The sequence below is a fragment of the Nonomuraea sp. NPDC051298 genome (genome assembly GCF_055586305.1).
Genome location: NZ_JBVJIM010000004.1, coordinates 199,195 through 221,557 on the forward strand (window position 1 = coordinate 199,195; position 22,363 = coordinate 221,557).

At 72.0% G+C, this 22,363-nt stretch carries 24 protein-coding genes and 1 tRNA gene; 10 read left to right on the plus strand and 15 right to left on the minus strand.

Annotated elements, in window-relative coordinates:
• Positions 1-3: 3 nt before the first annotated feature.
• Positions 4-519, minus strand: coding sequence for a hypothetical protein (locus ACZ6S0_RS14535; RefSeq protein WP_465916605.1), 516 nt, complete (start codon positions 517-519; stop codon positions 4-6).
• A complete protein-coding gene (locus ACZ6S0_RS14540) occupies positions 519-1,118 on the minus strand; it encodes a DUF6286 domain-containing protein (RefSeq protein ID WP_465916609.1) in 600 nt (199 codons plus the stop codon). Before ACZ6S0_RS14540 ends, ACZ6S0_RS14535 begins: the two co-directional genes overlap by 1 nt.
• Before the next feature lie 137 nt (positions 1,119-1,255).
• Here ACZ6S0_RS14540 and ACZ6S0_RS14545 point away from each other — a divergent pair, with 137 nt between their 5' ends.
• Positions 1,256-2,449, plus strand: a complete 1,194-nt coding sequence (locus ACZ6S0_RS14545) for an amino acid deaminase/aldolase (RefSeq protein WP_465916613.1) — start codon at positions 1,256-1,258, stop codon at positions 2,447-2,449.
• A gap of 73 nt (positions 2,450-2,522) precedes the next feature.
• Here ACZ6S0_RS14545 and ACZ6S0_RS14550 read toward each other — a convergent pair whose 3' ends face one another.
• Positions 2,523-2,855, minus strand: coding sequence for a DUF3618 domain-containing protein (locus ACZ6S0_RS14550; protein WP_344885448.1), 333 nt, complete (start codon positions 2,853-2,855; stop codon positions 2,523-2,525).
• A gap of 158 nt (positions 2,856-3,013) precedes the next feature.
• On the opposite strand from ACZ6S0_RS14550, the gene bcp reads away from it, so the two are divergent.
• Together bcp and ACZ6S0_RS14560 are read left to right on the plus strand one after the other, a co-directional pair.
• Positions 3,014-3,487, plus strand: a complete 474-nt coding sequence (gene bcp / locus ACZ6S0_RS14555; RefSeq protein WP_465916620.1) for a thioredoxin-dependent thiol peroxidase — start codon at positions 3,014-3,016, stop codon at positions 3,485-3,487.
• A gap of 237 nt (positions 3,488-3,724) precedes the next feature.
• Positions 3,725-3,797: transfer RNA gene (locus ACZ6S0_RS14560), tRNA-Leu, on the plus strand.
• Between the two features lie 51 nt (positions 3,798-3,848).
• On the opposite strand, the gene ACZ6S0_RS14565 is transcribed toward ACZ6S0_RS14560, so the two are convergent.
• Entirely contained in the window at positions 3,849-4,358 is a 510-nt protein-coding gene (locus ACZ6S0_RS14565; protein WP_465916624.1) for a hypothetical protein, read from the minus strand.
• A gap of 201 nt (positions 4,359-4,559) precedes the next feature.
• Here ACZ6S0_RS14565 and ACZ6S0_RS14570 point away from each other — a divergent pair, with 201 nt between their 5' ends.
• The 4 genes from ACZ6S0_RS14570 to ACZ6S0_RS14585 all read left to right on the plus strand — a co-directional run bounded on the left by ACZ6S0_RS14570 (position 4,560) and on the right by ACZ6S0_RS14585 (position 9,742).
• Positions 4,560-5,735: a sensor histidine kinase gene (locus tag ACZ6S0_RS14570; protein ID WP_465916628.1), complete on the plus strand. Its 1,176-nt coding sequence runs from the start codon at positions 4,560-4,562 to the stop codon at positions 5,733-5,735.
• Positions 5,732-6,385 carry a response regulator gene (locus ACZ6S0_RS14575; protein ID WP_465916632.1) on the plus strand — a complete coding sequence of 218 codons (654 nt, stop codon included), beginning with the start codon at positions 5,732-5,734 and terminating at the stop codon, positions 6,383-6,385. Before ACZ6S0_RS14570 ends, ACZ6S0_RS14575 begins: the two co-directional genes overlap by 4 nt.
• 113 nt (positions 6,386-6,498) lie before the next feature.
• Positions 6,499-7,251, plus strand: coding sequence for an ABC transporter ATP-binding protein (locus tag ACZ6S0_RS14580; RefSeq protein ID WP_465916636.1), 753 nt, complete (start codon positions 6,499-6,501; stop codon positions 7,249-7,251).
• 1 nt (position 7,252) lies between these two features.
• On the plus strand, positions 7,253-9,742 hold the full coding sequence (locus ACZ6S0_RS14585) for an ABC transporter permease (protein ID WP_465916639.1): 2,490 nt from the start codon (positions 7,253-7,255) through the stop codon (positions 9,740-9,742).
• 279 nt (positions 9,743-10,021) lie between these two features.
• Here ACZ6S0_RS14585 and ACZ6S0_RS14590 read toward each other — a convergent pair whose 3' ends face one another.
• The 5 genes from ACZ6S0_RS14590 to rph all read right to left on the minus strand — a co-directional run bounded on the left by ACZ6S0_RS14590 (position 10,022) and on the right by rph (position 14,216).
• Positions 10,022-10,291, minus strand: coding sequence for a hypothetical protein (locus ACZ6S0_RS14590; RefSeq protein WP_344885469.1), 270 nt, complete (start codon positions 10,289-10,291; stop codon positions 10,022-10,024).
• Positions 10,288-11,073, minus strand: a complete 786-nt coding sequence (locus tag ACZ6S0_RS14595) for a toxin glutamine deamidase domain-containing protein (protein ID WP_344885473.1) — start codon at positions 11,071-11,073, stop codon at positions 10,288-10,290. Before ACZ6S0_RS14595 ends, ACZ6S0_RS14590 begins: the two co-directional genes overlap by 4 nt.
• A 118-nt stretch (positions 11,074-11,191) precedes the next feature.
• A complete protein-coding gene (locus ACZ6S0_RS14600; RefSeq protein ID WP_465916645.1) occupies positions 11,192-12,862 on the minus strand; it encodes a molybdopterin-dependent oxidoreductase in 1,671 nt (556 codons plus the stop codon).
• Positions 12,863-12,909: 47 nt separating this feature from the next.
• Entirely contained in the window at positions 12,910-13,500 is a 591-nt protein-coding gene (gene rdgB / locus ACZ6S0_RS14605; protein WP_465916649.1) for an RdgB/HAM1 family non-canonical purine NTP pyrophosphatase, read from the minus strand.
• A complete protein-coding gene (gene rph / locus ACZ6S0_RS14610; protein WP_465916652.1) occupies positions 13,497-14,216 on the minus strand; it encodes a ribonuclease PH in 720 nt (239 codons plus the stop codon). Before rph ends, rdgB begins: the two co-directional genes overlap by 4 nt.
• 68 nt (positions 14,217-14,284) lie before the next feature.
• Between rph and ACZ6S0_RS14615 the strand changes: the two genes are divergently transcribed.
• Positions 14,285-15,523 (plus strand): MFS transporter, encoded by a 1,239-nt coding sequence (locus ACZ6S0_RS14615; RefSeq protein ID WP_465916657.1) that lies wholly within the window; start codon positions 14,285-14,287, stop codon positions 15,521-15,523.
• Here the strand turns inward: ACZ6S0_RS14615 and ACZ6S0_RS14620 are convergent.
• The 3 genes from ACZ6S0_RS14620 to ACZ6S0_RS14630 form a co-directional block, all read right to left on the minus strand.
• Entirely contained in the window at positions 15,508-16,260 is a 753-nt protein-coding gene (locus ACZ6S0_RS14620; protein ID WP_465916663.1) for an MBL fold metallo-hydrolase, read from the minus strand. The genes ACZ6S0_RS14615 and ACZ6S0_RS14620 overlap by 16 nt on opposite strands.
• The gene (murI, locus tag ACZ6S0_RS14625; RefSeq protein ID WP_465916667.1) at positions 16,257-17,081 is read right to left on the minus strand and encodes a glutamate racemase; all 825 of its coding nucleotides are present in this window, start codon (positions 17,079-17,081) and stop codon (positions 16,257-16,259) included. The genes ACZ6S0_RS14620 and murI overlap by 4 nt, the downstream gene beginning before the upstream one ends.
• Positions 17,082-17,185: 104 nt before the next feature.
• Positions 17,186-17,977, minus strand: a complete 792-nt coding sequence (locus ACZ6S0_RS14630; protein ID WP_465916671.1) for a thioesterase family protein — start codon at positions 17,975-17,977, stop codon at positions 17,186-17,188.
• Between the two features lie 101 nt (positions 17,978-18,078).
• On the opposite strand from ACZ6S0_RS14630, the gene ACZ6S0_RS14635 reads away from it, so the two are divergent.
• Both ACZ6S0_RS14635 and ACZ6S0_RS14640 read left to right on the plus strand, forming a co-directional pair.
• Positions 18,079-18,405, plus strand: coding sequence for a hypothetical protein (locus ACZ6S0_RS14635; protein WP_465916674.1), 327 nt, complete (start codon positions 18,079-18,081; stop codon positions 18,403-18,405).
• Between the two features lie 86 nt (positions 18,406-18,491).
• Positions 18,492-20,396 carry a DUF3352 domain-containing protein gene (locus ACZ6S0_RS14640; RefSeq protein WP_465916677.1) on the plus strand — a complete coding sequence of 635 codons (1,905 nt, stop codon included), beginning with the start codon at positions 18,492-18,494 and terminating at the stop codon, positions 20,394-20,396.
• Between the two features lie 201 nt (positions 20,397-20,597).
• On the opposite strand, the gene ACZ6S0_RS14645 is transcribed toward ACZ6S0_RS14640, so the two are convergent.
• The 3 genes from ACZ6S0_RS14645 to ACZ6S0_RS14655 form a co-directional block, all read right to left on the minus strand.
• Positions 20,598-21,545: a PLP-dependent cysteine synthase family protein gene (locus tag ACZ6S0_RS14645; RefSeq protein WP_465916681.1), complete on the minus strand. Its 948-nt coding sequence runs from the start codon at positions 21,543-21,545 to the stop codon at positions 20,598-20,600.
• A gap of 1 nt (position 21,546) precedes the next feature.
• Positions 21,547-21,819 (minus strand): MoaD/ThiS family protein, encoded by a 273-nt coding sequence (locus tag ACZ6S0_RS14650; protein WP_465916684.1) that lies wholly within the window; start codon positions 21,817-21,819, stop codon positions 21,547-21,549.
• 140 nt (positions 21,820-21,959) lie between these two features.
• Positions 21,960-22,361: a M67 family metallopeptidase gene (locus ACZ6S0_RS14655; RefSeq protein WP_465916687.1), complete on the minus strand. Its 402-nt coding sequence runs from the start codon at positions 22,359-22,361 to the stop codon at positions 21,960-21,962.
• Positions 22,362-22,363 lie beyond the last annotated feature (2 nt).

Here is a 22,363-nt window from a genome sequence, read left to right on the forward strand (position 1 = left end):
CCGTCAACGTGATCGAGTGTTGACCAGGCGGCGTACGTGCAGGCGGACGACCGCCGGGCACTCGTCGTCGCGGACCTCGCGGCGGATGCGGCCGACGATGTCCTGGTCCAGTTTGCTCACCACCGAGCCCACGTCGGCCGCCGCCGGGCAGGTCAGGCCGATGCGCAGGCCGTCCTCGCCGACCCGCACCCCCGCCCGGCCCAGTCCGTCCACCCCCTTGAGGCCGACGAACAGCATCGCGGTGCCCGTGCCGTTGTGGGCGCCGCGGCGTCCCCAGCCCAGGCAGAGCAGCAGCCAGCGCAGCGACACCAGGGCCAGGAACAGCAGGCCCAGGGCCAGCATCCACAGCGGCCAGGGGTCCTCCGCCAGCGTCCTGTGGGTCTGCGCGGGCAGCACCTTGGCGCCCGGCGGCAGACCGAAGAGGCGGTCGTGGCCGCGCAGCCACGCGTAGATCCCCAGGGCCAGCAGCATCCCCCCGACGACGGCCAGGCCGACGCGGTTGCCGGTGTACTGGCGCATCAGGCGGCCCTCCTGCGCAGGCGTACCACGACCTCGCCCGTGCCGAGGGTGCCCACGCCCGCCAGGCGGTCGCCCACGGCGGTGCCGACCTGCCTGAGCATCTGGCCGGAGCTCTCGGCGCTGGTCATGACCGTGACCTCGATGGTGCGCCTGCGCAGCCGTACGCGGGCTCTGTCCACCCCCGCCACCTGCTGTGCCGCCGCGCGCAGGGTGCGGCGCAGCCCCGGGCGGGTGATGCCGATGACGATCAGCGGGTCGGACGTCTCCACCGGCACCAGCGTGGTACGGCCGGGCACGACCGCCAGCAGCAGCATCAACGTGCCCGCCCCCGCCATGGCCAGGGCGAGGGTGGCGGTCTGCGGCCAGGTGCTCTTGCCCGCGAGGTCGACCAGTTCGTTCACCGGGACCCAGCCGAGCGGCGCGCCGAGCAGCCCCGACACCACCTCGGCCGTGCTCGCCCCCAGCCCTGCGGCCAGCGTGACCGCGACCAGAGCCCCCGGCACCGTGCGCGCCGACCTGAGCACCCTGCTCGCCCTGCGCAGTCCGGTGTGCCGCGGGGTGACCGCGGCACCGGGCAGCATCTGCTGAAGCGTGGTCATCACAACGACAGACGTACATGGTTCCGGCCTGGCCTGGACCGCGCCCTCGCCGCCGGTTTGCCCGAACATTACGGGGCCGCCGAGTAACACGAACAAGCCTCATGTTCATTTGCCCCATATGTCGTTACGCTTCCCCTATGGATGACCGCCGGCGCTACGACCGCGCGACAGCGGGCCTCGAACCACCGTTCGCGATCCTCGACCTGGCGGCCATGCGGGCCAACGCGGCCGACCTGGTGAGACGGGCGGCCGGCAAGCCGATCCGGGTGGCCAGCAAGTCCGTACGCAGCCGCCCGCTCCTCGATCGCATCCTGGCCATGGACGGCTTCCAGGGCATCATGGCCTTCACCCTGCCGGAGGCGCTCTGGCTGGCCGCGCACGGCTTCACCGACATCCTCGTCGCCTACCCCACGGCCGACCGGCGGGCGCTGGCCGCCCTGGCCGGGGACGCCGACGCCGCCCGGCACATCACCGTGACCGTCGACTCGGCCGCCCACCTGGACTTCGTCGAGGCCGCCGTCGCCGCGGCGCGCCCCCGGTCCGAGATCAGGACCTGCATCGAGGTCGACGCCGCCTACCTCGCACTCGGCGGCAGGTTCAGGGCGGGCGTGCTGCGCTCCCCCGTACGCGAGCCCGAGCAGGCCGTCCACCTGGCCGCCGACATCGCCGCGCGCCCGGGCTTCCGGCTGGCGGGGCTGATGGCGTACGAGGCGCAGATCGCCGGGCTCGGCGACGACCCGCCCGGCAACGCCGCCTACGCCCGGCTCGTCCGGCTCATGCAGACCCGCTCGGCCAGGGAACTCGTCCTGCGGCGCGGACGCGTCGTGAACGCCGTGCGCCAGGTCGCCGACCTGGAGTTCGTCAACGGCGGCGGCACCGGCTCGGTCGAGCGCACGGTGCGCGAGAAGGCGATCACCGAGGTGGCCGCCGGGTCGGGCTTGTTCCACCCCCGGTTGTTCGACTTCTACCGGCGGTTCACGGGACGTCCTGCCGCCCTGTTCGCCCTGCCGGTGGTGCGGCGTCCCGGGCCGGACGCGGTGGCCGTGCTCGGCGGCGGCTATCCGGCCTCCGGCACGCCGGGGCCGAATCGGCTGCCGCAGCCGTACCTGCCCGCCGGGCTGCGGTACGCGCCCGACGAAGGCGCGGGCGAGGTGCAGACCCCGTTGCTCGGCCAGGCGGCCGGGGACCTGCGGATCGGCGACAGGGTGTGGTTCAGGCACGCCAAGGCGGGTGAGCTGTGCGAACGCTTCGACGAACTGCACCTCGTCGAGGGCGACACGGTGGTGGAGTCGGTGCCGACCTACCGGGGTGAGGGCCGCACGTTCCTCTGAAGCGGTACGGCAGACCCCGATGACGCGGCGCGATCTGCCCCGATGGCGCGGCGCGACCGGGCTCCGAGGGCGATCAGCGGCGGCGCCGACGCCGCCACAGCACGACGGCCGCCCCCACGACCAGTACGGCGCCGATGCCGATCAGCACCGGCGAAAGGTCGGGCGGACGCTCTTCCTCCCACAGGCGATCGGGGTCGTCCGCGTATTCGACCGGCCGCGGCGTGACGCCCAGCGCGTCGCCGACGGACGCCACGAAGTGCCCGGCCCTGCTCTTGACGTCGGCCACCGTACGCTCGGCGACCCGCTTGGGGCTCACCCGGTCGGCGATGGCGTCGACCGTCTGCGCCAGCTCGGCGCGGGTCCGTGCGATCCGGCGTTCCAGCTCGTCGGGATCGGTGTCGGCCATGGCTCTCCTTCCGGCCGTACGCGTGCCCTCGCGGCGGGCCCCGTGCGTTGCGCGTCGTCGCGCGTACGTTGTGGTCGTGATCAGTCTGTCAGGTCGGCGCGCCGTACGGGACGGCGGGCAGGCCGGTAGGTTGGCGGGACGAACTCGAGGAGGGCCCTTTGACCGAAACCAAGCTCGCGCCCGGCGACGCCGCGCCCGAGTTCACGCTACCCACCGCCGACGGCGGCACCGTCTCTCTCGACGCCTACCGCGGCAAGCGGGTGATCCTCTATTTCTACCCCGCCGCGATGACGCCCGGCTGCACCAAGCAGGCGTGTGACTTCCGCGACAACCTCGGCCAGTTGACGGCCGAGGGTTACGTGGTCCTCGGCGTGTCGAAGGACAAACCGGAGAAGCTGGCCAAGTTCGTCGAGCGCGACGCGCTGACCTTCCCCCTGCTCTCCGACCCCGACCTCACCGTCCACCAGGCTTTCGGCGCGTACGGCCCGAAGAAGCTGTACGGCAAGGAGGTCGTGGGCGTCATCCGCTCGACGTTCGTCATCGACGGCGACGGGAAGGTGGAGCAGGCGCTCTACAACGTGAAGGCGACGGGCCACGTGGCCTCGCTCAAGAAGAGACTCGGTCTGGCGTGAGCGACCGGCGGGTCCTCTCGTACCGGAGGGCCCGCATCCCCCGCCCGACCGCCCGGCCGCGCGACGGCGAACGCCGTCGCCCGTGCCGCCGGGAGCCGGAAAGCTCGTGCGGCGAGGGCTCCGTGGCCGTGCACAGGCTGTAGGATTGGCGGCACGCGGCAGGGAGAGCGGTTGACCCTCCACTGTCCGCCTCGCTGTCCCCGACCGACGATTCCGCAGGTGCGGGAGAGGCGAAAAGGGGTCGTAGCCCAATGGCAGAGGCGCAGTCTTTAGGTGGCTGTCAGTGTGGGTTCGAATCCCACCGGCCCTACAAAGTTCCCACCGGCCCTACGAACCGGCCTACAAAATGCCCGTTCCCTGCTCAGCCGTAGCTCGTGGGCCCCGGCGCGGGCTCCACGGGGTTCGGGGCGTCGGGCATCCCGGGGGGCGGCGCCGCGCAGCGCACCCCGCCGTCGACCCACTCGCAGTAGCGCGCCATGTCCCCTGGACCACCGAACTCCGGAGCCCTCGGGGCCCAGCCGGGCTGCACGTGGCCGAACCTGCCGTGGTCTTCCGCGGCATCGCTGAAGGCGGCCACGGTGACGCCGCCGAGCAGGACACCGGCGACGAGCCCTACCAGCCCCGCACCCACGACCTGGGTGCGTCGGCGGCGGAAGAAGCCGTCCGCGCGAGGCGTCTCCCGCTCCCAGCTCGCCGGACCCGGCTGCATGGGTGGGATGTGGGTGTATGCCTGATCTGCCTGTTCGCCGTACCTGAGCCGGTCGCGATCTCCGCCCGGCTCGTCCAGGTTCCGCGTCGACTGCGCCGGGTTCGGGTCGCGCGGCGCTTCCTCTTCGCCGCGCGACCCAGCGTCGCGATCATGATCCGCCATCACGATCTCCCTTTACTCGCCCCGCGAAGGGCGCTCCCAGTGACGAGAATGCCAAGCCGACCGTAAGCCCCGCGTAAGCACTCGGTCATGAAAGATCTCCACACTGGTCGTGGAGGTCCCGGCCATGTAAGACCTGGGTCGTACACGGACTTCCGCCTCCAGACGGATCGATGCCGGGGCGGCCGTACATATCGTGGTGATGTGTTCGGCAAGGTACGCGCGTGGTCCAGGCGCCATGAGAAGGCGGCGAGCGCACTCAGGGTGGCTCCCCTGGCGGTGCTGTGCTCCGCCTTCGCGGTGCCGTACGCGGCCACCGAGCCGGCCGGCCCCGCGGTCCTCTCCCTCGGCGTGCCGGGCTTCCTGGGCCTGTCCGCGGCGCTGATCGTCCCGCTGGCGTGGCGGGACCGGCCGCTGGCCACGTTCGCGGCCGTGTCGCTGGTCAGCTTCGCGCAGTGGCTGGCGGGGATCGACCCGCTGCCGGCGAACTTCTCGGTGCTGATCGCGCTCTGGGGGGTGGCCCACCGGTGCTCGTTCCGCTGGGCGCTGGCGGCGTGCCTGGTGACCGAGCTGGGCGTGTTCCTGGCGGTGGTCAACTGGCTCGACGCCACGCTCGGCATGTTCACCAGCGGCTCGATCCTCGTGGTGACGATCTGGGTGACCGGCCTGTACGCCAACACCCGCCGCCGCTACCTGGAGGGCCTGGAGGAGCGCGCCGAGCGGGCCGAGCGCGAACGCGACCAGCAGGCCAGGATGGCCGCCGCCGCCGAGCGGGCCAGGATCGCCAGAGAGCTGCACGACGTCGTGGCCCACAACGTCAGCGTCATCGTGGTGCAGGCCGACGGCGCCGGCTACGCCCTGGACAGCGACCTCGAGCAGGCCCGCCTGGCCGTCATGAACATCTCCAAGACCGGCCGCGCCGCCCTGGCCGAGATGCGCCGGCTGGTCGGCGTGCTGCGCGAGAACGAGGCCGAGGGCACCGACTACACCCCGCAGCCAGGGCTGGACCAGCTCGACGAGCTGGTACGCGGCTCGGCGGTGCCCGCCAGGTTACGAGTCGGCGGCGTCCCCGCCGAGCTGCCCGAGGGGCAGCAGCTCGCCGTCTACCGCATCGTCCAGGAGGCGCTGACGAACGCGCTCAAGCACGGCGGCCCCGGCGTCTCGGCCACCGTGGAGATCGACTACACCGGCCCCGACCTGGTGGTGCGCGTGACCGACGACGGGCGGGGCGCGGCGGCCCCGGAGAGCCCCGACGGCCACGGCCTGATCGGGATGCGCGAGCGGGTCGGCATGTTCGGCGGCGCGGTGTCGGCGGGCCCCAGGCGGGGCGGCGGCTTCGAGGTGCTGGCCAGACTGCCCATGACCAAGGAGGCGGCGTGATCCGCGTGATGCTGGTCGACGACCAGGAGCTGCTGCGGGCCGGGTTCAGGATGGTGCTCGGGGCCCAGCCGGACATCGAGGTGGTGGCGGAGGCCGGCGACGGCGCGGCGGCCCTGGAGCTGCTCCGCACCACGCAGGTGGACGTCGTCCTGATGGACGTGCGCATGCCCACCATGGACGGCGTGGAGGCCACCAGGCGCGTCCAGGGGCCCAAGGTGCTCATCCTGACCACGTTCGACCTCGACGAGTACGCCTTCGCGGCGGTCAAGGCGGGCGCGGCCGGGTTCCTGCTGAAGGACGTGCCACCGGCCGACCTGGTCAGCGCCATCAGGGTCGTGCACGCGGGCGAGTCCGTGGTCTCGCCGAGCACGTTGCGGCGGATGCTGGACCGCTTCGCCGCCCAGCTCCCCACCGGCGAGCCCATGGCGGGGGCGGACGAGCTGACGCCGCGCGAGCGCGAGGTGCTGCTCATGGTGGGGCGCGGCCTGTCCAACACGGAGATCGCGGGCCGGCTGGAGGTGGCCGAGGCGACGGTGAAGACGCACCTGGGCCGGGTGCTGGCCAAACTGGGGCTGCGCGACCGGGCCCAGGCGGTGGTGTACGCGTACGAGGCCGGGCTGATCGTGCCCTCCCATCGGCCGGAAGTCTGACCCGGGTCATCTCCCGGCGCACCCGAAGTCCCTCCTCAAGGCCCAGGGAAGGGGGAATTTCCGCTCCTAGCGTGAGTCGCGTCGAAAATTCGTGATGTATCGAAGGAGTGGACGTGACCCTCACCGAGACCCGGCGTCAGGCCCCGCCCGCCGTGGTGGCCGCCGATCTGAGCAAGGAGTACGGGCAGGGCGACGCCCGGGTGCACGCCCTGCGCCGAGTGAACGTGTCCTTCGCCACCGGGGCGTTCACCGCCATCATGGGCCCGTCGGGATCCGGGAAGTCGACGCTGATGCACTGCCTGGCCGGGCTCGACACCGCCACCTCGGGCACCGTGCACATCGGCGACGTGGAGCTGACCGGGCTGAGCGACCGGCAGCTCACGCTGCTGCGCCGTGAGCGGATCGGCTTCGTCTTCCAGGCGTTCAACCTGCTGCCCACGCTGACCGCCGAGCAGAACATCCGCCTGCCCCTCGACATCTCCGCCCGCCAGGCCGACCAGGCGCTGTTCGACCGGGTCATCGAGACCGTCGGGCTGCGCGAACGGCTCGCGCACCGGCCCTCGGAGCTGTCGGGCGGTCAGCAGCAGCGGGTGGCCGTGGCCAGGGCGCTCATCAGCAAGCCACAGGTGATCTTCGCCGACGAGCCCACCGGGAACCTCGACTCGCGCAGCGGCGCCGAGGTGCTGTCGTTCCTGCGCGCCTCCGTACGGGAGCTGGGCCAGACCATCGTCATGGTCACGCACGATCCCGTAGCGGCGGCGTACGCCGACCGCGTGGTGTTCCTGCGTGACGGCGAGCTGGTCACCGAGGTCACCGCGCCGACGCCGCAGTCCGTGCTGGACACCCTCGTCCGGCTGGAGGCGTGAGGTGCTGAAGACCGCGCTGGCCGGGCTGCGCGCGCACCGGCTGAGGCTGCTGCTCACGTCGCTGGCGATCATGCTGGGCGTGGGCTTCATCGCGGGCACGTTCGTGCTGAACGACACCGTCCAGGCCGGTTTCGCCCAGCGGGTGACGGCCGACGCGGGCAAGGTGGACGTGGTCGTCCTGCCCGGGAAACCGGACGGCGTGCTGCCGGAGGAGGTGCTGGAGCGCGTACGGGGGCTGCCCGGCGTCCGCGAGGCGCAGGGCCTGGTCCGCGGCAGCGCCCCCGTCCTGGGCAGGGACGGCAAGGTCGCCGGCAACGCCGCCACCACCGCCCTGTCGATCGTCACCGGCCCGCTCGACCGCAGCGACGTGGTCTCCGGCACCGGCCCCGGCACCGACGACCAGGCCGCCGTGCTGGACGAGAACACCGCCCAGCGTCAGGGCTTCCGGCTCGGCGACACGATCGCCGTGCTCGACCCCGGCGGGGCCGAGCACCGCTTCAGGCTGGTCGGCCTGATCGACACCGGCGTGGACCAGATGCTCGCCTACACCGGCGCGGTCGGCTTCACCCCGGCCGTAGCCAGGCGCATGACGGGCGCGAAGGGGTACGCCGAGATCGACGTCGAGGGCTCGGCCCCCGGGCTGGCGCGGGACGTCGAGGCGGCCGTCGGCGACACCTATCCGGTCAGGACCGGCGCGGAGCTGGCCGACGACCTGGCCAGGGCGGCCGGGGTGGAGACCCGCCAGTTGACGCTGGGCCTGCTGATGTTCGGCGTCGTGGCGATGATGGTGGCCGCGCTGGTCATCTACAACACCTTCAACGTCCTCGTCGCCCAGCGCACGCGGGAGATGGCGCTGCTGCGCTGCATCGGGGCCACGCGCGGGCAGGTGTTCGGCTCGATCGTGCTGGAGTCGGCCGTCGTCGGCCTGCTGGCCTCCGCGTTCGGCCTGCTCATCGGGTACGGCCTGGCCACGCTGACGCTGACCGTGCTCGGTGCGCTCGACGCCCCGCTGCCCACGGACGCGGCGGTCGCCCTCACCCCGGCCACGATCGCGACCGGCCTGGCCGTCGGGCTGACGGTCACGATGTGCTCGGCCCTGCTGCCGGCCGTGTCGGCCACCCGCGTCCCGCCGATCGCGGCGCTGCGCAGCCAGGCCGAGGAGCGGACGTTCCGCGCGGGAAGGGCGCGTGCCTGGCTCGCCGCGCTCTTCCTCGTGGCGGGCCTCGGCACGACCGGTGCGGGCGTCTTCGTCCTCGGACCCGGACAGCAGATCTCGCTCGTCGTGGTCATGGCCGGGGGCGCGCTGACCTTCCTCGCGGTGCTGGTCCTGGGCCCGGTGCTGGTCAGGCCGCTGAGCGCGCTGGTGGGCTGGGTCCCGCGCAGGCTGTTCGGGGTGCCGGGGCGGCTGGCGGTGGACAACTCGGGACGCAACCCGAAGCGGGCCGCCACGACCACGGTCGCGCTGACCATCGGGGTGACCTTGATGACGCTGATCTCGGTGGTCACGGCGTCCACCCGGCTGACGATGACCGCCAAGCTGGACGGCCAGTTCCCGATCGACTACCTGCTCGCCGGTCAGGAGCACGAGGCCGTCGTCCCCCGTTCCGTGGCGGAGGAGCTGCGCCGCCGGCCGGAGCTGGCCTCGGTGGCGCAGGTGCGCGAGGTCACGGCTCCGGTCGCGGGCGATCGACGGACCGTGGGGACGTTCAGCGGGGCCGTGGAGCCGTACGTCGTCGCCGGTTCCATGAAGGGCTTCGGCGAGGGCCAGGTCGCGCTGCAGGACACCGTGGCCGAGCGGCTCGGCGTACGGGTGGGCGACGCGGTGGCGCTCGCCACCAAGCGCGCGGGCGACGTGTCGCTCACCGTGGTCGCGCTGCTCGACGCCGACCAGTCGGCGTTGCCGCCGGTCACGGTCGCGGAGAAGGCGTTCGACACGTACTTCGGGGCGGTGCGGGACTCCCGCGTGATGGTCACCGTCAAGGAGGGCGTGGCGGAGGAGCGGGCCCGCGCGGTGGTGGACGCCGCCGCGGCGGCGTACCCGGCGGTGCGGGTGACCAGCTCGACGGAGGTCCGCGGGCAGTTCGACGAGACCCTCGACATGCTGCTCATGATCATCAGCGGGCTGCTCGGCCTGGCGATCCTGATCTCGCTGCTCGGCATCGCGAACACGCTGTCGTTGTCGGTGCACGAACGCACCCGCGAGTCGGCCCTGCTGCGGGCCCTGGGGCTGACCCGGCCGCAGCTCCGGCGCATGTTGTCCGTCGAGGCCCTGGTGCTCGGCCTGATCGGGGCGCTGGTGGGCGTCGTGCTCGGCCTGGCCTTCGGGTGGGCGGCGATGCGGGCGCTGTTCGACGGGGCGCTGTACGCGGTGCCCGTGCCGCAGGTGGTGTCGTTCGTGGTGCTGTCGGGGGTGGCCGGGGTTCTGGCGGCCGTGCTGCCGGCCCGGCGGGCCGCGCGGGCCTCCATCGTCGGCTCGCTCGCCACGGGATGAGCCTGGCTCACCGCCGGACAAGCCGGGCTCACCGCCGGACAAGCCGGACGAAAGCCCCGGATACGAATAAAGGCGAAAAATCCGGATAGGGGGTGGGCGGGTCGGGCGTCTTATGGGGGCGACGCCCGACCCCGCACTGCGCCAGGGCGCCCTGGGCGGCCGGGCGAGCAGCAGTCGGCGAGCGGCGAGCGGCGACGGGCGACGGGCGGTCAGCGGGCGGCGACGGGCGCGCGACGACGGGCGCGCGACGACGGGCGCGCGACGACGGGCGGGCGGCGGTCAGCGGGGGGTGCGGCCTGGCCAGAGTTCGGCCACGGTCTCCGGGTCGAGCAGCGGCCTGGCCACCACCTCGCCCGTGACCCGGTCGATCACGATGCAGCCGCCTCCGGCCGTCTCCGGCAGCCGGGCGGGGTCGTCGGGCTCCAGGTCGCGCACCCAGCCCACGTAGCCGCCCTCGAACCCGTACACGCCCACCGGCACCGCCTCCTCCGGCGGCCTGACCCCGTTGAAGTACTCCTCGGCCAGCGCCCTGGCCTGCTCCAGGTTCATCGCGGCCGCCCCTGCCGGTCGAGCATCGCGCAGAACACCCCGGTCACGGTCCGGTAGGGAGGCTCGACCGCCATGTGCCCCCGCTGGGCGTCGATCCAGATCACCTCGCCGTCGTAGTTGACCGCGTTCCAGGCGTGGCTGCCGCCGCCGGGCCAGCGCACCACGATGACGGCCGCCGCGCCGTGCCCGGCGTCGAGCAGCCGCCGCGCGATCAACGGGTAGGCGTGCCGCCCCTGGCCCGCGTACTGCAGGCGCTGGCCCACCCACCGCTCGATCCTGGCCACGCTCCCCTGCTCGCCGGTCAGCACGGGACGGCCGATCCGGTCGTACTCGGGGAATCTCGGGGCGGCGGTGGCGGGCTCGCCGTGCCAGGTGGACAGCACGGCCAGCGCGCAGTCGGCGGCGTTGGAGGCCCTGAACGGGTCGTCGGCGGGGCCGCCGCCGTTGACGAGGCGCACCCAGGTGCCGCGCGGGTCGGCGAAGCGGACGCCGGGCCGCAGCGCCTCGACGAGGTCCTGCTCCACCTGCGGGTCGGGCTGGGCGAGCCCGCCCGGCACACCGTACGGACGGCTGTCGGCGAGCCGGGGCGGCCGGTGCGGCCCGTCGAACCAGTCGTCGTCGTCCGGCGGCTCCTGGAAGGCCGGATCGTCCGCGTGGGAGCCGTCGGCACCCGGCTCCACGGCCCGCTCGTAGTCGAGCCAGCACACCCCATCGGCCACCACGGGGTTGTACTGCCCTTCTGGAAGAACCCTCCGGACACTCGGCTTGCGCTCGCGGAACACGGCCTGCCTCCTGTCATGCTCGACCAACGATCGTAGAGGCCACGCCCTGACCAGGAGGGGAAGTCGGCAAGATCCGCCACCCGTGTGGCGGCTCTTACCTGGGCAAATGCGGCGAACCTCAGCCCACCTGCACGGTGATGGTGTGCCAGCCGGTGGCGCCGTCGGGTGCGGGCGGGGCGATCCGCTCGGTCTGGGTACGGCCGGCGGCGTCGGTGGCCCGTACCTCGATGGTGTGCTCGCCGGCGGTCGCGTTCCAGTCGATCGACCACTGCCGCCAGGTGTCGGGGCCGGGCACCTGGGCCAGCCGCGCCCGGCGCCACTCACCGCGATCGACGCGGACCTCGACGGCCTCCACCCCGGTGTGCTGCGCCCAGGCCACCCCGGCGATCGTGGTGGCCCCCGCCTTGAGCGAGTCGTCCGCCTTGGGCACGTCGATGCGCGACTGGGTCTTGATCGGGCCCTTGGCGGACCAGCCACGCGGGGTCCAGTACGCCTGGTCGGTGTCGAACCTGGTCACCTTGATGTCCACGACCCACTTGGTGGCCGAGACGTATCCGTACAGGCCGGGCACGACCTGCCGCACCGGGAAGCCGTGCTCGACGGGGAGCGCCTCGCCGTTCATCGCGATCGCGAACAGGGCCTCGCGGCCGTCCATCACCACGTCCACCGGGGTGCCGCAGGTGAAGCCGTCGGCGGAGGTGGACAGCAGCATGTCGGCGTCCGACCGCAGGCCCGCCCGGCGCAGCACGTCGGCCATGCGCACGCCCAGCCAGCGGGCGTTGCCCACGTAAGGGCCGCCGACCTCGTTGGAGACGCAGGTGAGCGTCACGTCGGCCTCGGTGAGCGGCAGCTTCAGCAGGTCGGCGTAGGTCAGCTCGACGGGACGGGCGACCAGGCCGTGGATGCGCAGCGTCCAGTCGTTCGGGTCGACCTGGGGGACGGAGATGGCGGTGTCGACGCGGTAGAAGTCCCGGTTCGGGGTGACGAACGGTGACAGGCCCGGAATGCGCAGGTCGGCGCCCGCGGGAACGGGCCTGGCCGGGACGGCGGGCCTGGGCAACCGCACGCCCAGTCTGGCGGCGTCCACGGCCCGCTGCCCGCTGAGCTGCCGCCCCAGCAGCGCGGTGGCCCCCGCCACCACCACGCCGCCGGCGGCACCGGTCAGCAACCGCCGCCGGTCGAACTCCGCCACCTCGCCCCCCGCCCGCATCACCGCGGGCCGCTCGGGCTCCGGAGCGGTGCTCGCGGGCTCCCCATCCCCTGCCTCCGCCGGAGGGCCGGGGGCAGGGAGCGCCGTGGAGACGCGGGACGTGGAAACACGGGACACGGTGGCGCGACGCAGGAGCCAGGCGAGTGCCACGGAACCGGCGGCCACCCCCGCCACGGTCGGCAGCAGGTCGAGCGCCACCGCGCCCGGCCGGGTGAACACCGCCAGCGCGCCGATCACCCCGAAGGCATCCAGCCCCGCGAGCCCGTACGCCAGCCGCCGCCGCGCCACCACCCCGATCAGCGCGGCGATCCCGGCCAGCACCACCAGCACGCCCCCGACGAGCACGGCCTTGTCGTTCTCGCCGAAGGTCGCGATGGCGAAGTCTTTGACCGGGGCGGGCGTCAGGTCGACGACCGCGTCACCGACGGCCACCACCGGAAACGCCGCGGGCCCGAAGAATCCGGCCACGAGCTGCGCGACACCGAGGGCCACGCCCCCGGACACCAGCCCCACCAGCGCCCCTGCCCAGGCGGGGGCCATGGTGGGGGCACTGGTGGGGATCGTCTCGTTCCTCTGCACAAGTCCGACGGTACGCCCGGCCGGGCCCTGGCTTTCTTACGCGGTGGTTACGAGCCGAGGATCTCTCGCACGACGGGCACCAGCGCGCGGAAGGCCCGGCCCCGGTGGCTGATCGCGTCTTTCTCCTCGGGCGCCAGCTCGGCGGCCGTGCGCCGCTCACCGTCGGGCACGAGGATCGGGTCGTAGCCGAACCCGTTGGACCCGCGCGGCACCCGGACCAGGCGGCCCGGCAGCGTGCCGTGCGACACCCTCGACTCCCCCGAGGGGAGCGCCAGCGCGGCGGCGCAGGCGAAGTGGGCGGTCAGCCGGTCTTCCTGCACGTCGGAGATCTGAGCCAGCAGCAGGTCGAGGTTGGCGCGGTCGTCGCCGTGCCGCCCGGCCCAGCGGGCGGAGAAGACGCCCGGCATGCCGTTGAGCACGTCGACGCACAGGCCCGAGTCGTCGGCCACGGCGGGCAGCCCCGAGCCCTGGGCGACCGCGTGCGCCTTGAGCAGGGCGTTCTCCTCGAACGTGACCCCGGTCTCGGCGACCTCGCCGATCGAGGGGAACTCCTCCAGCCCCACGATCTCGAACCCGGCGAGAATGCGGCGCAGCTCCGCGATCTTGCCCGCGTTGCGCGTGGCCAGCACGATCTTCATGACCCGAGGGCCTCCTGCTGGATCAGGGTCAGCTCCTCGCAGCCCGCCACGGCCAGGTCGAGGAGGCTGCCGAGCGCTGCCCGGTCGAAGGGGGCACCCTCGGCGGTGCCCTGCACCTCGACGAAGCGGCCGTCGCCGGTCATCACGACGTTCATGTCGGTCTCGGCGGCGACGTCTTCCGTGTAGCAGAGGTCGAGCATCGGCACGGTGCCCACGACGCCGACGGACACGGCCGCGACCGAGCCGATGAGCGGGTCTCCCGGGCACATGCGGCGCTTGCGCATCCACTCGACCGCGTCGGCCAGCGCGACGTAGGCGCCGGTGATGGCGGCCGTCCTGGTGCCGCCGTCGGCCTGCAGCACGTCGCAGTCGAGCAGGACGGAGTTTTCCCCCAGCGCCTTGTAGTCGACGCAGGCCCGCAGCGACCGGCCGATCAGCCGCGAGATCTCGTGGGTCCTGCCGCCGATTTTGCCGCGGACCGATTCGCGGTCGTTGCGGGTATTGGTCGCCCTCGGCAACATCGCGTACTCGGCCGTAACCCAGCCCTGACCGCTGCCCCTGCGCCAGCGCGGCACGCTGTCCTGCACCGACGCCGCGCACAGCACCCGGGTGCCGCCGAATTCGACCAGAACCGATCCCTCGGCGTGGGTCAGCCATTGCCGGGTGATGGTAATGGGTCGGAGCTGGTCAGGGTTGCGGCCATCCTGTCGGGACATGCAGATCACCCTATCTCCGCGCCGCAACACTCTTGACCAAATGTGTCCGACACATGGATCCTTACGCAATGACAACGGGGGTGTTGCGAAACCCTGACTTCCTCCGGTTCCTCAGTTCGCATGTGGCGAACGAACTTGGAGCTAATGTCTCGCGCGTCGCGCTTCCACTGGTGGCCGTGCTGGCGCTGCAGGCGGGGCCCGTTCAGGTGGGGCTGCTGTCGTCGTTACAGACGGCGGCGTTCCTGCTCATCGGCCTGCCCGCGGGGGTGTGGGTCGACCGGATGCGCAGACGTCAGGTGCTGATGGCCTCGGACCTGGCCAGGTTCGTGCTGCTGGGGAGCATCCCGGTGGCGGCCGGGCTGGGGCTGCTGAGCATCGAGATGATGTTCGTGGTCGCGGTGCTGGTCGGTGTGTCGCAGGTCTTCAACGACGTGGCGGACCAGACGTACCTGCCCGATCTGGTGGGGGCCGCGCAGCTCAGCGACGGCAACGCCAAGCTCGAGGTGGTGCGGTCGGGGGCGTTCCTGGCGGGGCCCGGCCTGGGCGGCACGCTCGTGCAGTTGCTGGGCGCGCCGCGCACGATGATCGCCACCGCGCTCGGCGCGCTGGCCTCGGTGCTCTTCCTGGCCTCGATCAGGGCGCCGGACAAGCCGCCCGCCGACACCGAGCGCGGGCCGCTGCTGCGCGGCATCCGCGAGGGGCTGGCCTACGTGTGGAACGACCGCCTGATGCGCTCCTTCGCGGCCTCGTCGGCGATCGGCAACCTGTGCGTGAGCGGCGTGCTGGCGCTGTCGGTGCTGTTCCTGGCCGAGACCGTGAAGCTGAGCCCAGGCGTGATCGGGGTGCTGCTCATGTCCGGCGGGATCGGCGGGCTGCTGGGCGGCCTGACCGGCGCGTGGCTGTCGAGGAGGTACGGCACGGCCAGGATGACCTGGCTGGCCGCCACCATCGGCGCTCCGTTCGGCCTGCTGCTGCCGTTGACGCAGGCCGACTGGCGGATGGCGTTCTTCGCGATCACCTCGATCATGATCTCGTGGAACGCGACGCTCTCGAACGTGGGCCAGATCACCTACCGGCAGACCGTCACCCCTGATCACCTGCTCGGCCGGGTCAACGCGTCGGTGCGGTTCATCACGTGGGGCATGATGCCGCTGGGGGCCATGATCGGCGGGCTCGTCGCCCAGCAGATCGGGGTCCGGCAGGCGCTGTGGCTGCTCATGGTGGGACGGGCGGTGGCGTTCGTGCCGCTGCTGTTCTCGCCCCTGCCGCGCATGCGCGACTTCACCGAGGTTCAGGCCAGGTCGTAGACAGCGCCGCTGCGGGCCAGCTCGATCGGCCCGTCGTAGCCGCCGCCCGACGCCTCGTCCAGCACGGTGGACTGGTCGTTCCAGGGGACGAGGTGGGTGAGCACGAGCTTGCCCACGCCCGCCTTGGCGGCGTGCTCGGCCGCCTGGCGGCCGGTCAGGTGCAGGTCGGGAGGCAGGTCGGGGCCGTCCACGAACGACGCCTCGCACAGCAGCAGGTCGGTGCCCGCGGCCAGCCTGACCAACTCGTGCGACTCCCCCGTGTCGCCGGAGTAGGTCAGGCTCCGCCCGCCGTGGGCCACGCGGAAGCCGTATGCCTCGACCGGGTGGTTGACCAGGCCCGCGGTGAGGGTGAACGGCCCGATCTCGAACGAGCCCTGCGCCAGGGCGACGAACTCGAACGCGGTCTCCAGACCCGGCTCGTCAGGCATGCCGTACGCGGCCGCCATCCGCACGGGGGCGGCCGCGGGCGCGTAGACGGGCACGAGGGGGTAGGGCGCCTCGGGGCCGTACGTACGGGCCACGTGGTAGCCGCAGAGGTCGAGACAGTGATCGGCGTGCAGGTGCGACAGGCAGATCGCGTCCACGTCGTACAGGCCGATGTGGCGCTGCAACGCGCCCAGCGACCCGCTGCCGAGGTCGAGCAGCATCCTGAAGCCGTCGGCCTCGACGAGGTAGCAGGACGCGGGACTGTCGGGGCCGGGATAGCTCCCTGAGCATCCGACGACGGTCACCTTCATGTGGGCCTCCCGTTAAAGGTAGTACCCCCCGCTGGTGCGACTTCGACCACGTCGATCTCCGGCCCCAGGAAGCGCCGCCCGAGCCGGGCGAACAGGAGGGAGTCGCCGGTGGCGCGGAAGCGGTGCCGGGGGGTGGCCTCGCCTCCCGCCGCCAGATCGCGGTCGTGCAGGATGCGGTAGACGTCCTTGGCCGTCTCGTCGGCGCTGGAGATCAGCGTGACCCCGTCGCCGGTGACGTAGGAGATCGCGCCGGTGAGCAGCGGGTAGTGGGTGCAGCCGAGGATGAGCGTGTCGCACCCGGCGGCCCTGACCGGCTCCAGGTAGTCGCGCACGACCTCGATCAGCTCGTCGCTCATCGTCTCTCCCCGCTCGACGTACTCCACCAGGCGCGGGGCGGCCACGCCGGTGAGCCGCACGTCGGGAGCCGCGGTGAAGGCGTCGTGATAGGCCATGGAGTCGATGGTGGCGCTGGTGGCGATCACGCCGACCCGGCCGTTGCGGGTGGCGCGCACCGCCCGCCTGGTGGCCGGCATGATCACTTCGACGACGGGGACGTCGTACCGCTCGCGCGCGTCGCGCAGGACGGCGGCGCTGGCGCTGTTGCACGCGATCACGAGCATCTTGACGTTCTGCTCGACCAGGTGGTCCATGACCTCCAGGGCGTAGGCGCGCAGCTCCGCGATGCGCTTGGGCCCGTACGGCTGGCGGGCCGTGTCGGCCACGTAGGTGATGGACTCGTGGGGGAGCTGATCGATGATCGCTCGGGCGACCGTCAGGCCGCCGACCCCGCTGTCGAAGATCCCAATACTCGCGTCCGGCACGCTCTAGAGGTTAGGCGACCTGCGCGATCAACACTGCGTAAGAATGCTCACACTCCGCGGCCCATGGGCGGGAAGCGGTGTTGCCTTGGTCACAGCGTGGCCGGTCAGCCCCTTCCGACCCGGGCGAGCTGACGTGACTGCGCGACCAGGCGGCCCGTGGAGTCGCGCACCTCGACCTCCTCGTCGAACCAGCCGTCGCTGACGAGCCGGCCGCCGCCGAGCAGCGTCAGCCAGCCGGGCGCGGGCAGGGCGCGCAGGTGCCAGGTGAGGTCCACGGTGGGGGCCCAGCCGCGGGCGCCGGTGGAGAAGACCACGGGCGGCAGCGCGTCCACGGCCAGCGCCAGCACGTACGGGTCGGGGTCCTGGGGCTCGGCCATCCTGAAGTACGCCCGCGACTCCGGCCTGCCGGTGGGCCGGCCCTTCAGCCAGCCGATCGTGGGCGGGTCGAAGAGCAGGTCCATCTGGGCGTTCAGGGTCATGCCCGACTCGGGCCTGGGGGCGGGGAGCTGGACGCACTCCTCGATCGGCGGCAGGTCATGGGCCGGCCCGTCGGCGTACGCGGGCTCGGCGTCGCGCAGCGTGGCCGTGGTGATCAGGCCCTCGATCTGCGCCTCGCCGTTCTGCACCAGCGTCGCGCGGGCGAAGGCGGCGGTCCGGCCGGCCTTGAGCGGCTCGACCCTGACCTGCGCGGGGCCGGGGGCCGGGGCCTTCAGGAACTGCGCCGTCGTGCTCACCGGGTGCTCGAACGGCGAGGCGTCCACCGCCGCCCGCAGGATCACGGCCATCAGATAGCCGCCGTTGAGCGGGCCGCCGATCGCGTAGCCGGGGTCGAGACACACGTCGTAGGCGTTCCCCTCGGCCCGGATCGCCTGCGTGGCCTCGTCGAACTTGGTCATCCGCACCGCCTCACGTCCGAACTTTGTTCTGGACACTCTAGAGCATTCGCCCATCAGCGCGCCTACCTGCGAAAACGTGATTCGGCTGACAACGTTTGATCATGACAAGTGTCACCGAACTCCTTGGTCAATCCGTTTGGGACTCCAACGGGGTATGGGTCGGTTTCGTGGTGGACATCCGGGTGGTCAAGCACAAGGGCGAGCTCCAGCAGAGCCATACCGTCTACGGGCTGGTCGTCTCCGGCCGGCGCGCCCCGCTGCTGCTCGGCCTCACCCGCGATCGCCAGGGCCGATCGGCCTGGCTCTCACAGGCGCTGGCGCGTGTGGTCTACGCGGGCTGCACCTTCGTGCCCTGGGCGAACGTCGCGGACTACGGAGGCGGCGAGGTTCACATCGACGTCCTGAGAAATGAGCTGAACCGCGTCTAAATCCCAACTTCAGTACATTGCAAGCGCACATCTAGCAACATCAGCTACCTTCTCTGTGGTCCAAAGTCCACATTGTGAGTTGAGTGATGTCTGCGAACAATCCCCCCTATGGCCAAGATCCTGAACGGACCACGGCGTACAACTGGAATCAGGCGCAGCAGCCGGAGAACCCGCCCACGGCGCAGCAGTACCAGGGGCAGCCCTACCCGCCGCAGCAGCCGTACCAGCAGCAGCCCCACGGCCAGCAGTCCGCCCAGGGGCAGGGAGCCCAGGGGCAGGGAGCCCAGGGGCAGGGAGCGTACGGGCAGCAGGCGTCCTACGGCCAGCAGCCCTCCTACGGCCCCCAGTACGGGCAGCACGCCTCCTACGGCGCCCCCCAGTACGGCGGCGGCCAGCCGGGCCAGCAGCCCCCGCAGCAGCAACCCCAGCAACAGAACTGGCAGCAGGCCCAGGGCGGGTGGCAGCAGCAGCCCCAGCAGCCGGGCTGGCAGCAGCAGAACCCGCACCCCCAGGGCGGCTGGCAGCACCAGGGCCCCGAGGGCTTCGGCCCGGCCGAGCCGGCGAAGAAGGGCGGCAAGAACTGGATCATCATCGTGGCCGCGGCGCTGGCCGTGGTGCTGTTCGGCGGCGGCGCCGTGTGGGCCGTGGGCGCCTTCGGCGGCGGCGGCACGCAGCCGGACGCCGTCCTGCCCGCCGACTCCATCGCCTACGTCCGCCTCGACCTCGACCCGGCCGCGAACCAGAAGCTGGCCCTGTTCCAGATCGCCAGGAAGTTCGCGGCCACCAAGGACGCCTTCTCCGGCGAGGACCCGCGCAAGGCGCTGTTCGACCTGATCGACGAGGACTCCGAGAACAAGATCGACTTCGCCAAGGACGTGGACCCGTGGCTGGGCAGCCGGGTCGGCGTCGCCGCCGTCCCCTCCGGCAAGGAGGAGCCCGACGTCGCGGTGGCCGTCCAGATCACGGACCAGGAGGCGGCCAAGGCCGGCCTCGCCAAGATCATGGACGGTGACGAGTACGGCATCGCCTTCCGCGAGGACTACGCGCTGCTGACCGCCACCCAGGACCTGGCCACCAAGTACGCCCAGGCCGAGGGCAGCCTGGCGGACAACGCCGAGTTCGGCGACGACATGGGCGCGGTCGGCGAGCAGGGCGTGCTGTCGTTCTGGGCCGACACGGGCGGCCTGCTCGAACTGGCCAAGAAGGAGATCCCCGCCGGGCAGGCGGCCGTGCTCGACAAGGTCAAGAACACCCGGTTCGCCGGCGCGCTGCGCTTCGACAGCGCCTACGCCGAACTCGCCGGCGTCGTACGGGGCGTCGAGGGACTGACCCCCGAGGGCGACCTGCCCAAGGCGAACCTCGGCACCCTGCCCGCCACCACGGCCGGCGCCCTGTCGATCTCCGGCCTGGACCAGGTCATCACCAAGCAGTGGGCCGAGATCGAGAAGCAGGCCGCGGCGACCGGCGGCACGGAGGTGGCGCAGATGCTGCAGCAGGCCAAGACGCAGCTCGGCCTCAACCTGCCCGGCGACCTGGCCACCTTCGTCGGCCAGAACCTCACCGTCGCCGTCGACGGCGAGGGACTGGGCGGCGACCAGGTCAAGGGCGGCGTCCGCATCGCCACCGACCCGGCCAAGGCGCAGGCCATCCTCGACAAGGTGCTGCAGGGGCTGTCCCAGGGCCAGCCCGCCCCGCAGCTCGCCAAGGCCACCGGCGACGGCGTCTTCGCGGTCGCGACGACGGACGAGTACGCCAAGAAGCTGGCCGAGGAGGGCACGCTCGGCGACTCGGAGACGTTCCAGACCGCCGTGCCGAACGCGGACGAGGCGAACGTCGCGCTCTTCGTGGACCTGGACAAGCTGGAGAGCCTCTACCTGAACTCGATGCAGGGCGAGGAGAAGGCCAGCGCCCAGGTGCTGCGGGCCGTGGGGCTGAGCAGCACGCAGACCGACACCGAGGCGGCGTTCTCGCTGCGGCTCCTGTTCAACTGAGCCGCCCCCGGCAGCTCACGGAACTCACCTGGACCACCCCGGCGAGCCCGCCCGAGGGCCCCGGAAACGAGAAAGGCGGCCGGTCCCGATCGGACCGGCCGCTTCCGTGTCGACGGCCTCCGGCCTGCGAGGTGCCGCCAACGGCGACCTTCGAAACGGGGCCTTCGAAACGGGGCCTTCGGGACGGGGCCTTCGCGGAGGTCAGGCCCAGAGCTGGCCGTCGAGGCGCTCTTCCGCCTCCTCCAGCGTCCCCTCGTAGGCGCCCGTGGACAGGTATTTCCACCCGCCGTCGGCCACCACGAACACGACGTCGGCCCGCTCGCCCGCCTGGACCGCCTTCCTGGCCACGCCCAGCGCCGCGTGCAGCGTCGCCCCGGTCGAGACCCCGGCGAAGATGCCCTCGCCGGCCAGCAGCTCACGGGTGCGCCGCAGCGCGTCGGCCGAGCCCACCGAGAAGCGGGTGGTCAGCACCGACTCGTCGTAGAGCTCGGGGATGAACCCCTCGTCCACGTTGCGCAGGCCGTACACCAGCTCGCCGTAACGCGGCTCGGCCGCGACGATCTGCACGCCCGGCACCCGCTCGCGCAGGAACCGGCCGACCCCCATGAGGGTGCCGGTCGTGCCGAGCCCGGCCACGAAGTGGGTGATCGTGGGCAGGTCGTCGAGGATCTCGGGCCCGGTGGTCTCGTAGTGGGAGCGCCAGTTGGCGGGGTTGCCGTACTGGTAGAGCATCACCCACGAAGGGTTGTCGGCGGCCAGCCCCTTGGCCACCCGGACGGCCTCGTTGGAGCCTCCGGCGGCGGGCGAGGAGATGATCTCCGCACCCCACATGCGCAGGAGCTGGCGGCGCTCCTCCGAGGTGTTCTCCGGCATCACGCAGATCAGCCGGTAGCCCTTGAGCTTGGCCGACATGGCGAGCGAGATGCCGGTGTTGCCGCTGGTGGGCTCGAGGATCGTGCAGCCCGGCGTGAGCAGGCCGTCCTTCTCGGCCTGCTGGATCATCCAGAGCGCCGGTCGGTCCTTGATCGACCCGGTCGGGTTGCGGTCCTCGAGCTTGGCCCAGATCCGCACCTCGGCGGAGGGCGACAACCTCGGCAGCCCCACCAGGGGCGTGCGCCCCACCGAGTCGATCAGTGAGTCGAAACGCATGTCATCCGCCGGCGACGGCGGGGAGCACGGTCACCGTGTCACCGTCGGCCACGGGCGTGCCGAGGCCGCCGAGGAAGCGTACGTCCTCGTCGTTCAGGTAGACGTTGACGAAGCGGCGCAGGCTGCCCTCGTCGACCAGGCGGGCCTTGATGCCCGGGTGGCGCGACTCGAGATTGCTGATCAGCTCGTCGAGCGTGGCGCCCTCGGCGCTCACGGCCTTGGCGCCGTCGGTGTACGTGCGCAGGATGGTCGGAATGCGAACCTCGATGGCCATCGCGGTCAGTCTCCTCAGATCAGGTCGTCGTCCCATCGGCAGCAACACCGACGGGGGGATGCGGATTCCGAGCTAAGGACAGTCGTAGACGACGACGGCGCGGGTGTGGGCGAAGAGAAAGCTCTGCACCGGCCTGGCCATCATGGGAGAAACCTTACCTCTTCCTCGCTGATCACTCCGTCGAGGATCCGGTAGGAGCGGAACTCCACCTCGTTCTCGTCCCGCGTGGAGACCAGGACGTAGTGGGCCTCGGGCTCGGAGGCGTACGACACGTCGGTGCGCGACGGGTACGCCTCGGTGGCGGTGTGGGAGTGGTAGATCACGACGGGCTCCTCGTCGCGGTCGTCCATCTCCCGCCAGACCCGGAACTGCTCCATCGAGTCGAAGCGGTAGAAGGTGGGGGAACGCTCGGCGTTCTCCATCGGGACGAACCGCTCGGGCACGCCGCCCTTGCCCGCGATGACGCCGCACGCCTCGTCGGGGTGATCGGCCCGGGCATGAGCGACGATCTTGTCCACCAGCTCCTGCGAGATCGACAGCATGC

What these genes read in the sequence shown, in the direction of transcription:
- ACZ6S0_RS14535 (WP_465916605.1), bottom strand. Translation starts at nt 519, where the DNA reads ATGCGCCAGTACACCGGCAACCGCGTCGGCCTGGCCGTCGTCGGGGGG.
- ACZ6S0_RS14540 (WP_465916609.1), bottom strand. Translation starts at nt 1,118, where the DNA reads ATGACCACGCTTCAGCAGATGCTGCCCGGTGCCGCGGTCACCCCGCGG.
- ACZ6S0_RS14545 (WP_465916613.1), top strand. Translation starts at nt 1,256, where the DNA reads ATGGATGACCGCCGGCGCTACGACCGCGCGACAGCGGGCCTCGAACCA.
- ACZ6S0_RS14550 (WP_344885448.1), bottom strand. Translation starts at nt 2,855, where the DNA reads ATGGCCGACACCGATCCCGACGAGCTGGAACGCCGGATCGCACGGACC.
- ACZ6S0_RS14565 (WP_465916624.1), bottom strand. Translation starts at nt 4,358, where the DNA reads ATGGCGGATCATGATCGCGACGCTGGGTCGCGCGGCGAAGAGGAAGCG.
- ACZ6S0_RS14590 (WP_344885469.1), bottom strand. Translation starts at nt 10,291, where the DNA reads ATGAACCTGGAGCAGGCCAGGGCGCTGGCCGAGGAGTACTTCAACGGG.
- rdgB (WP_465916649.1), bottom strand. Translation starts at nt 13,500, where the DNA reads ATGAAGATCGTGCTGGCCACGCGCAACGCGGGCAAGATCGCGGAGCTG.
- rph (WP_465916652.1), bottom strand. Translation starts at nt 14,216, where the DNA reads ATGTCCCGACAGGATGGCCGCAACCCTGACCAGCTCCGACCCATTACC.
- ACZ6S0_RS14615 (WP_465916657.1), top strand. Translation starts at nt 14,285, where the DNA reads ATGACAACGGGGGTGTTGCGAAACCCTGACTTCCTCCGGTTCCTCAGT.
- ACZ6S0_RS14620 (WP_465916663.1), bottom strand. Translation starts at nt 16,260, where the DNA reads ATGAAGGTGACCGTCGTCGGATGCTCAGGGAGCTATCCCGGCCCCGAC.
- ACZ6S0_RS14630 (WP_465916671.1), bottom strand. Translation starts at nt 17,977, where the DNA reads ATGACCAAGTTCGACGAGGCCACGCAGGCGATCCGGGCCGAGGGGAAC.
- ACZ6S0_RS14635 (WP_465916674.1), top strand. Translation starts at nt 18,079, where the DNA reads ATGACAAGTGTCACCGAACTCCTTGGTCAATCCGTTTGGGACTCCAAC.
- ACZ6S0_RS14640 (WP_465916677.1), top strand. Translation starts at nt 18,492, where the DNA reads ATGTCTGCGAACAATCCCCCCTATGGCCAAGATCCTGAACGGACCACG.
- ACZ6S0_RS14645 (WP_465916681.1), bottom strand. Translation starts at nt 21,545, where the DNA reads ATGCGTTTCGACTCACTGATCGACTCGGTGGGGCGCACGCCCCTGGTG.
- ACZ6S0_RS14650 (WP_465916684.1), bottom strand. Translation starts at nt 21,819, where the DNA reads ATGGCCATCGAGGTTCGCATTCCGACCATCCTGCGCACGTACACCGAC.
- ACZ6S0_RS14655 (WP_465916687.1), bottom strand. Translation starts at nt 22,361, where the DNA reads ATGCTGTCGATCTCGCAGGAGCTGGTGGACAAGATCGTCGCTCATGCC.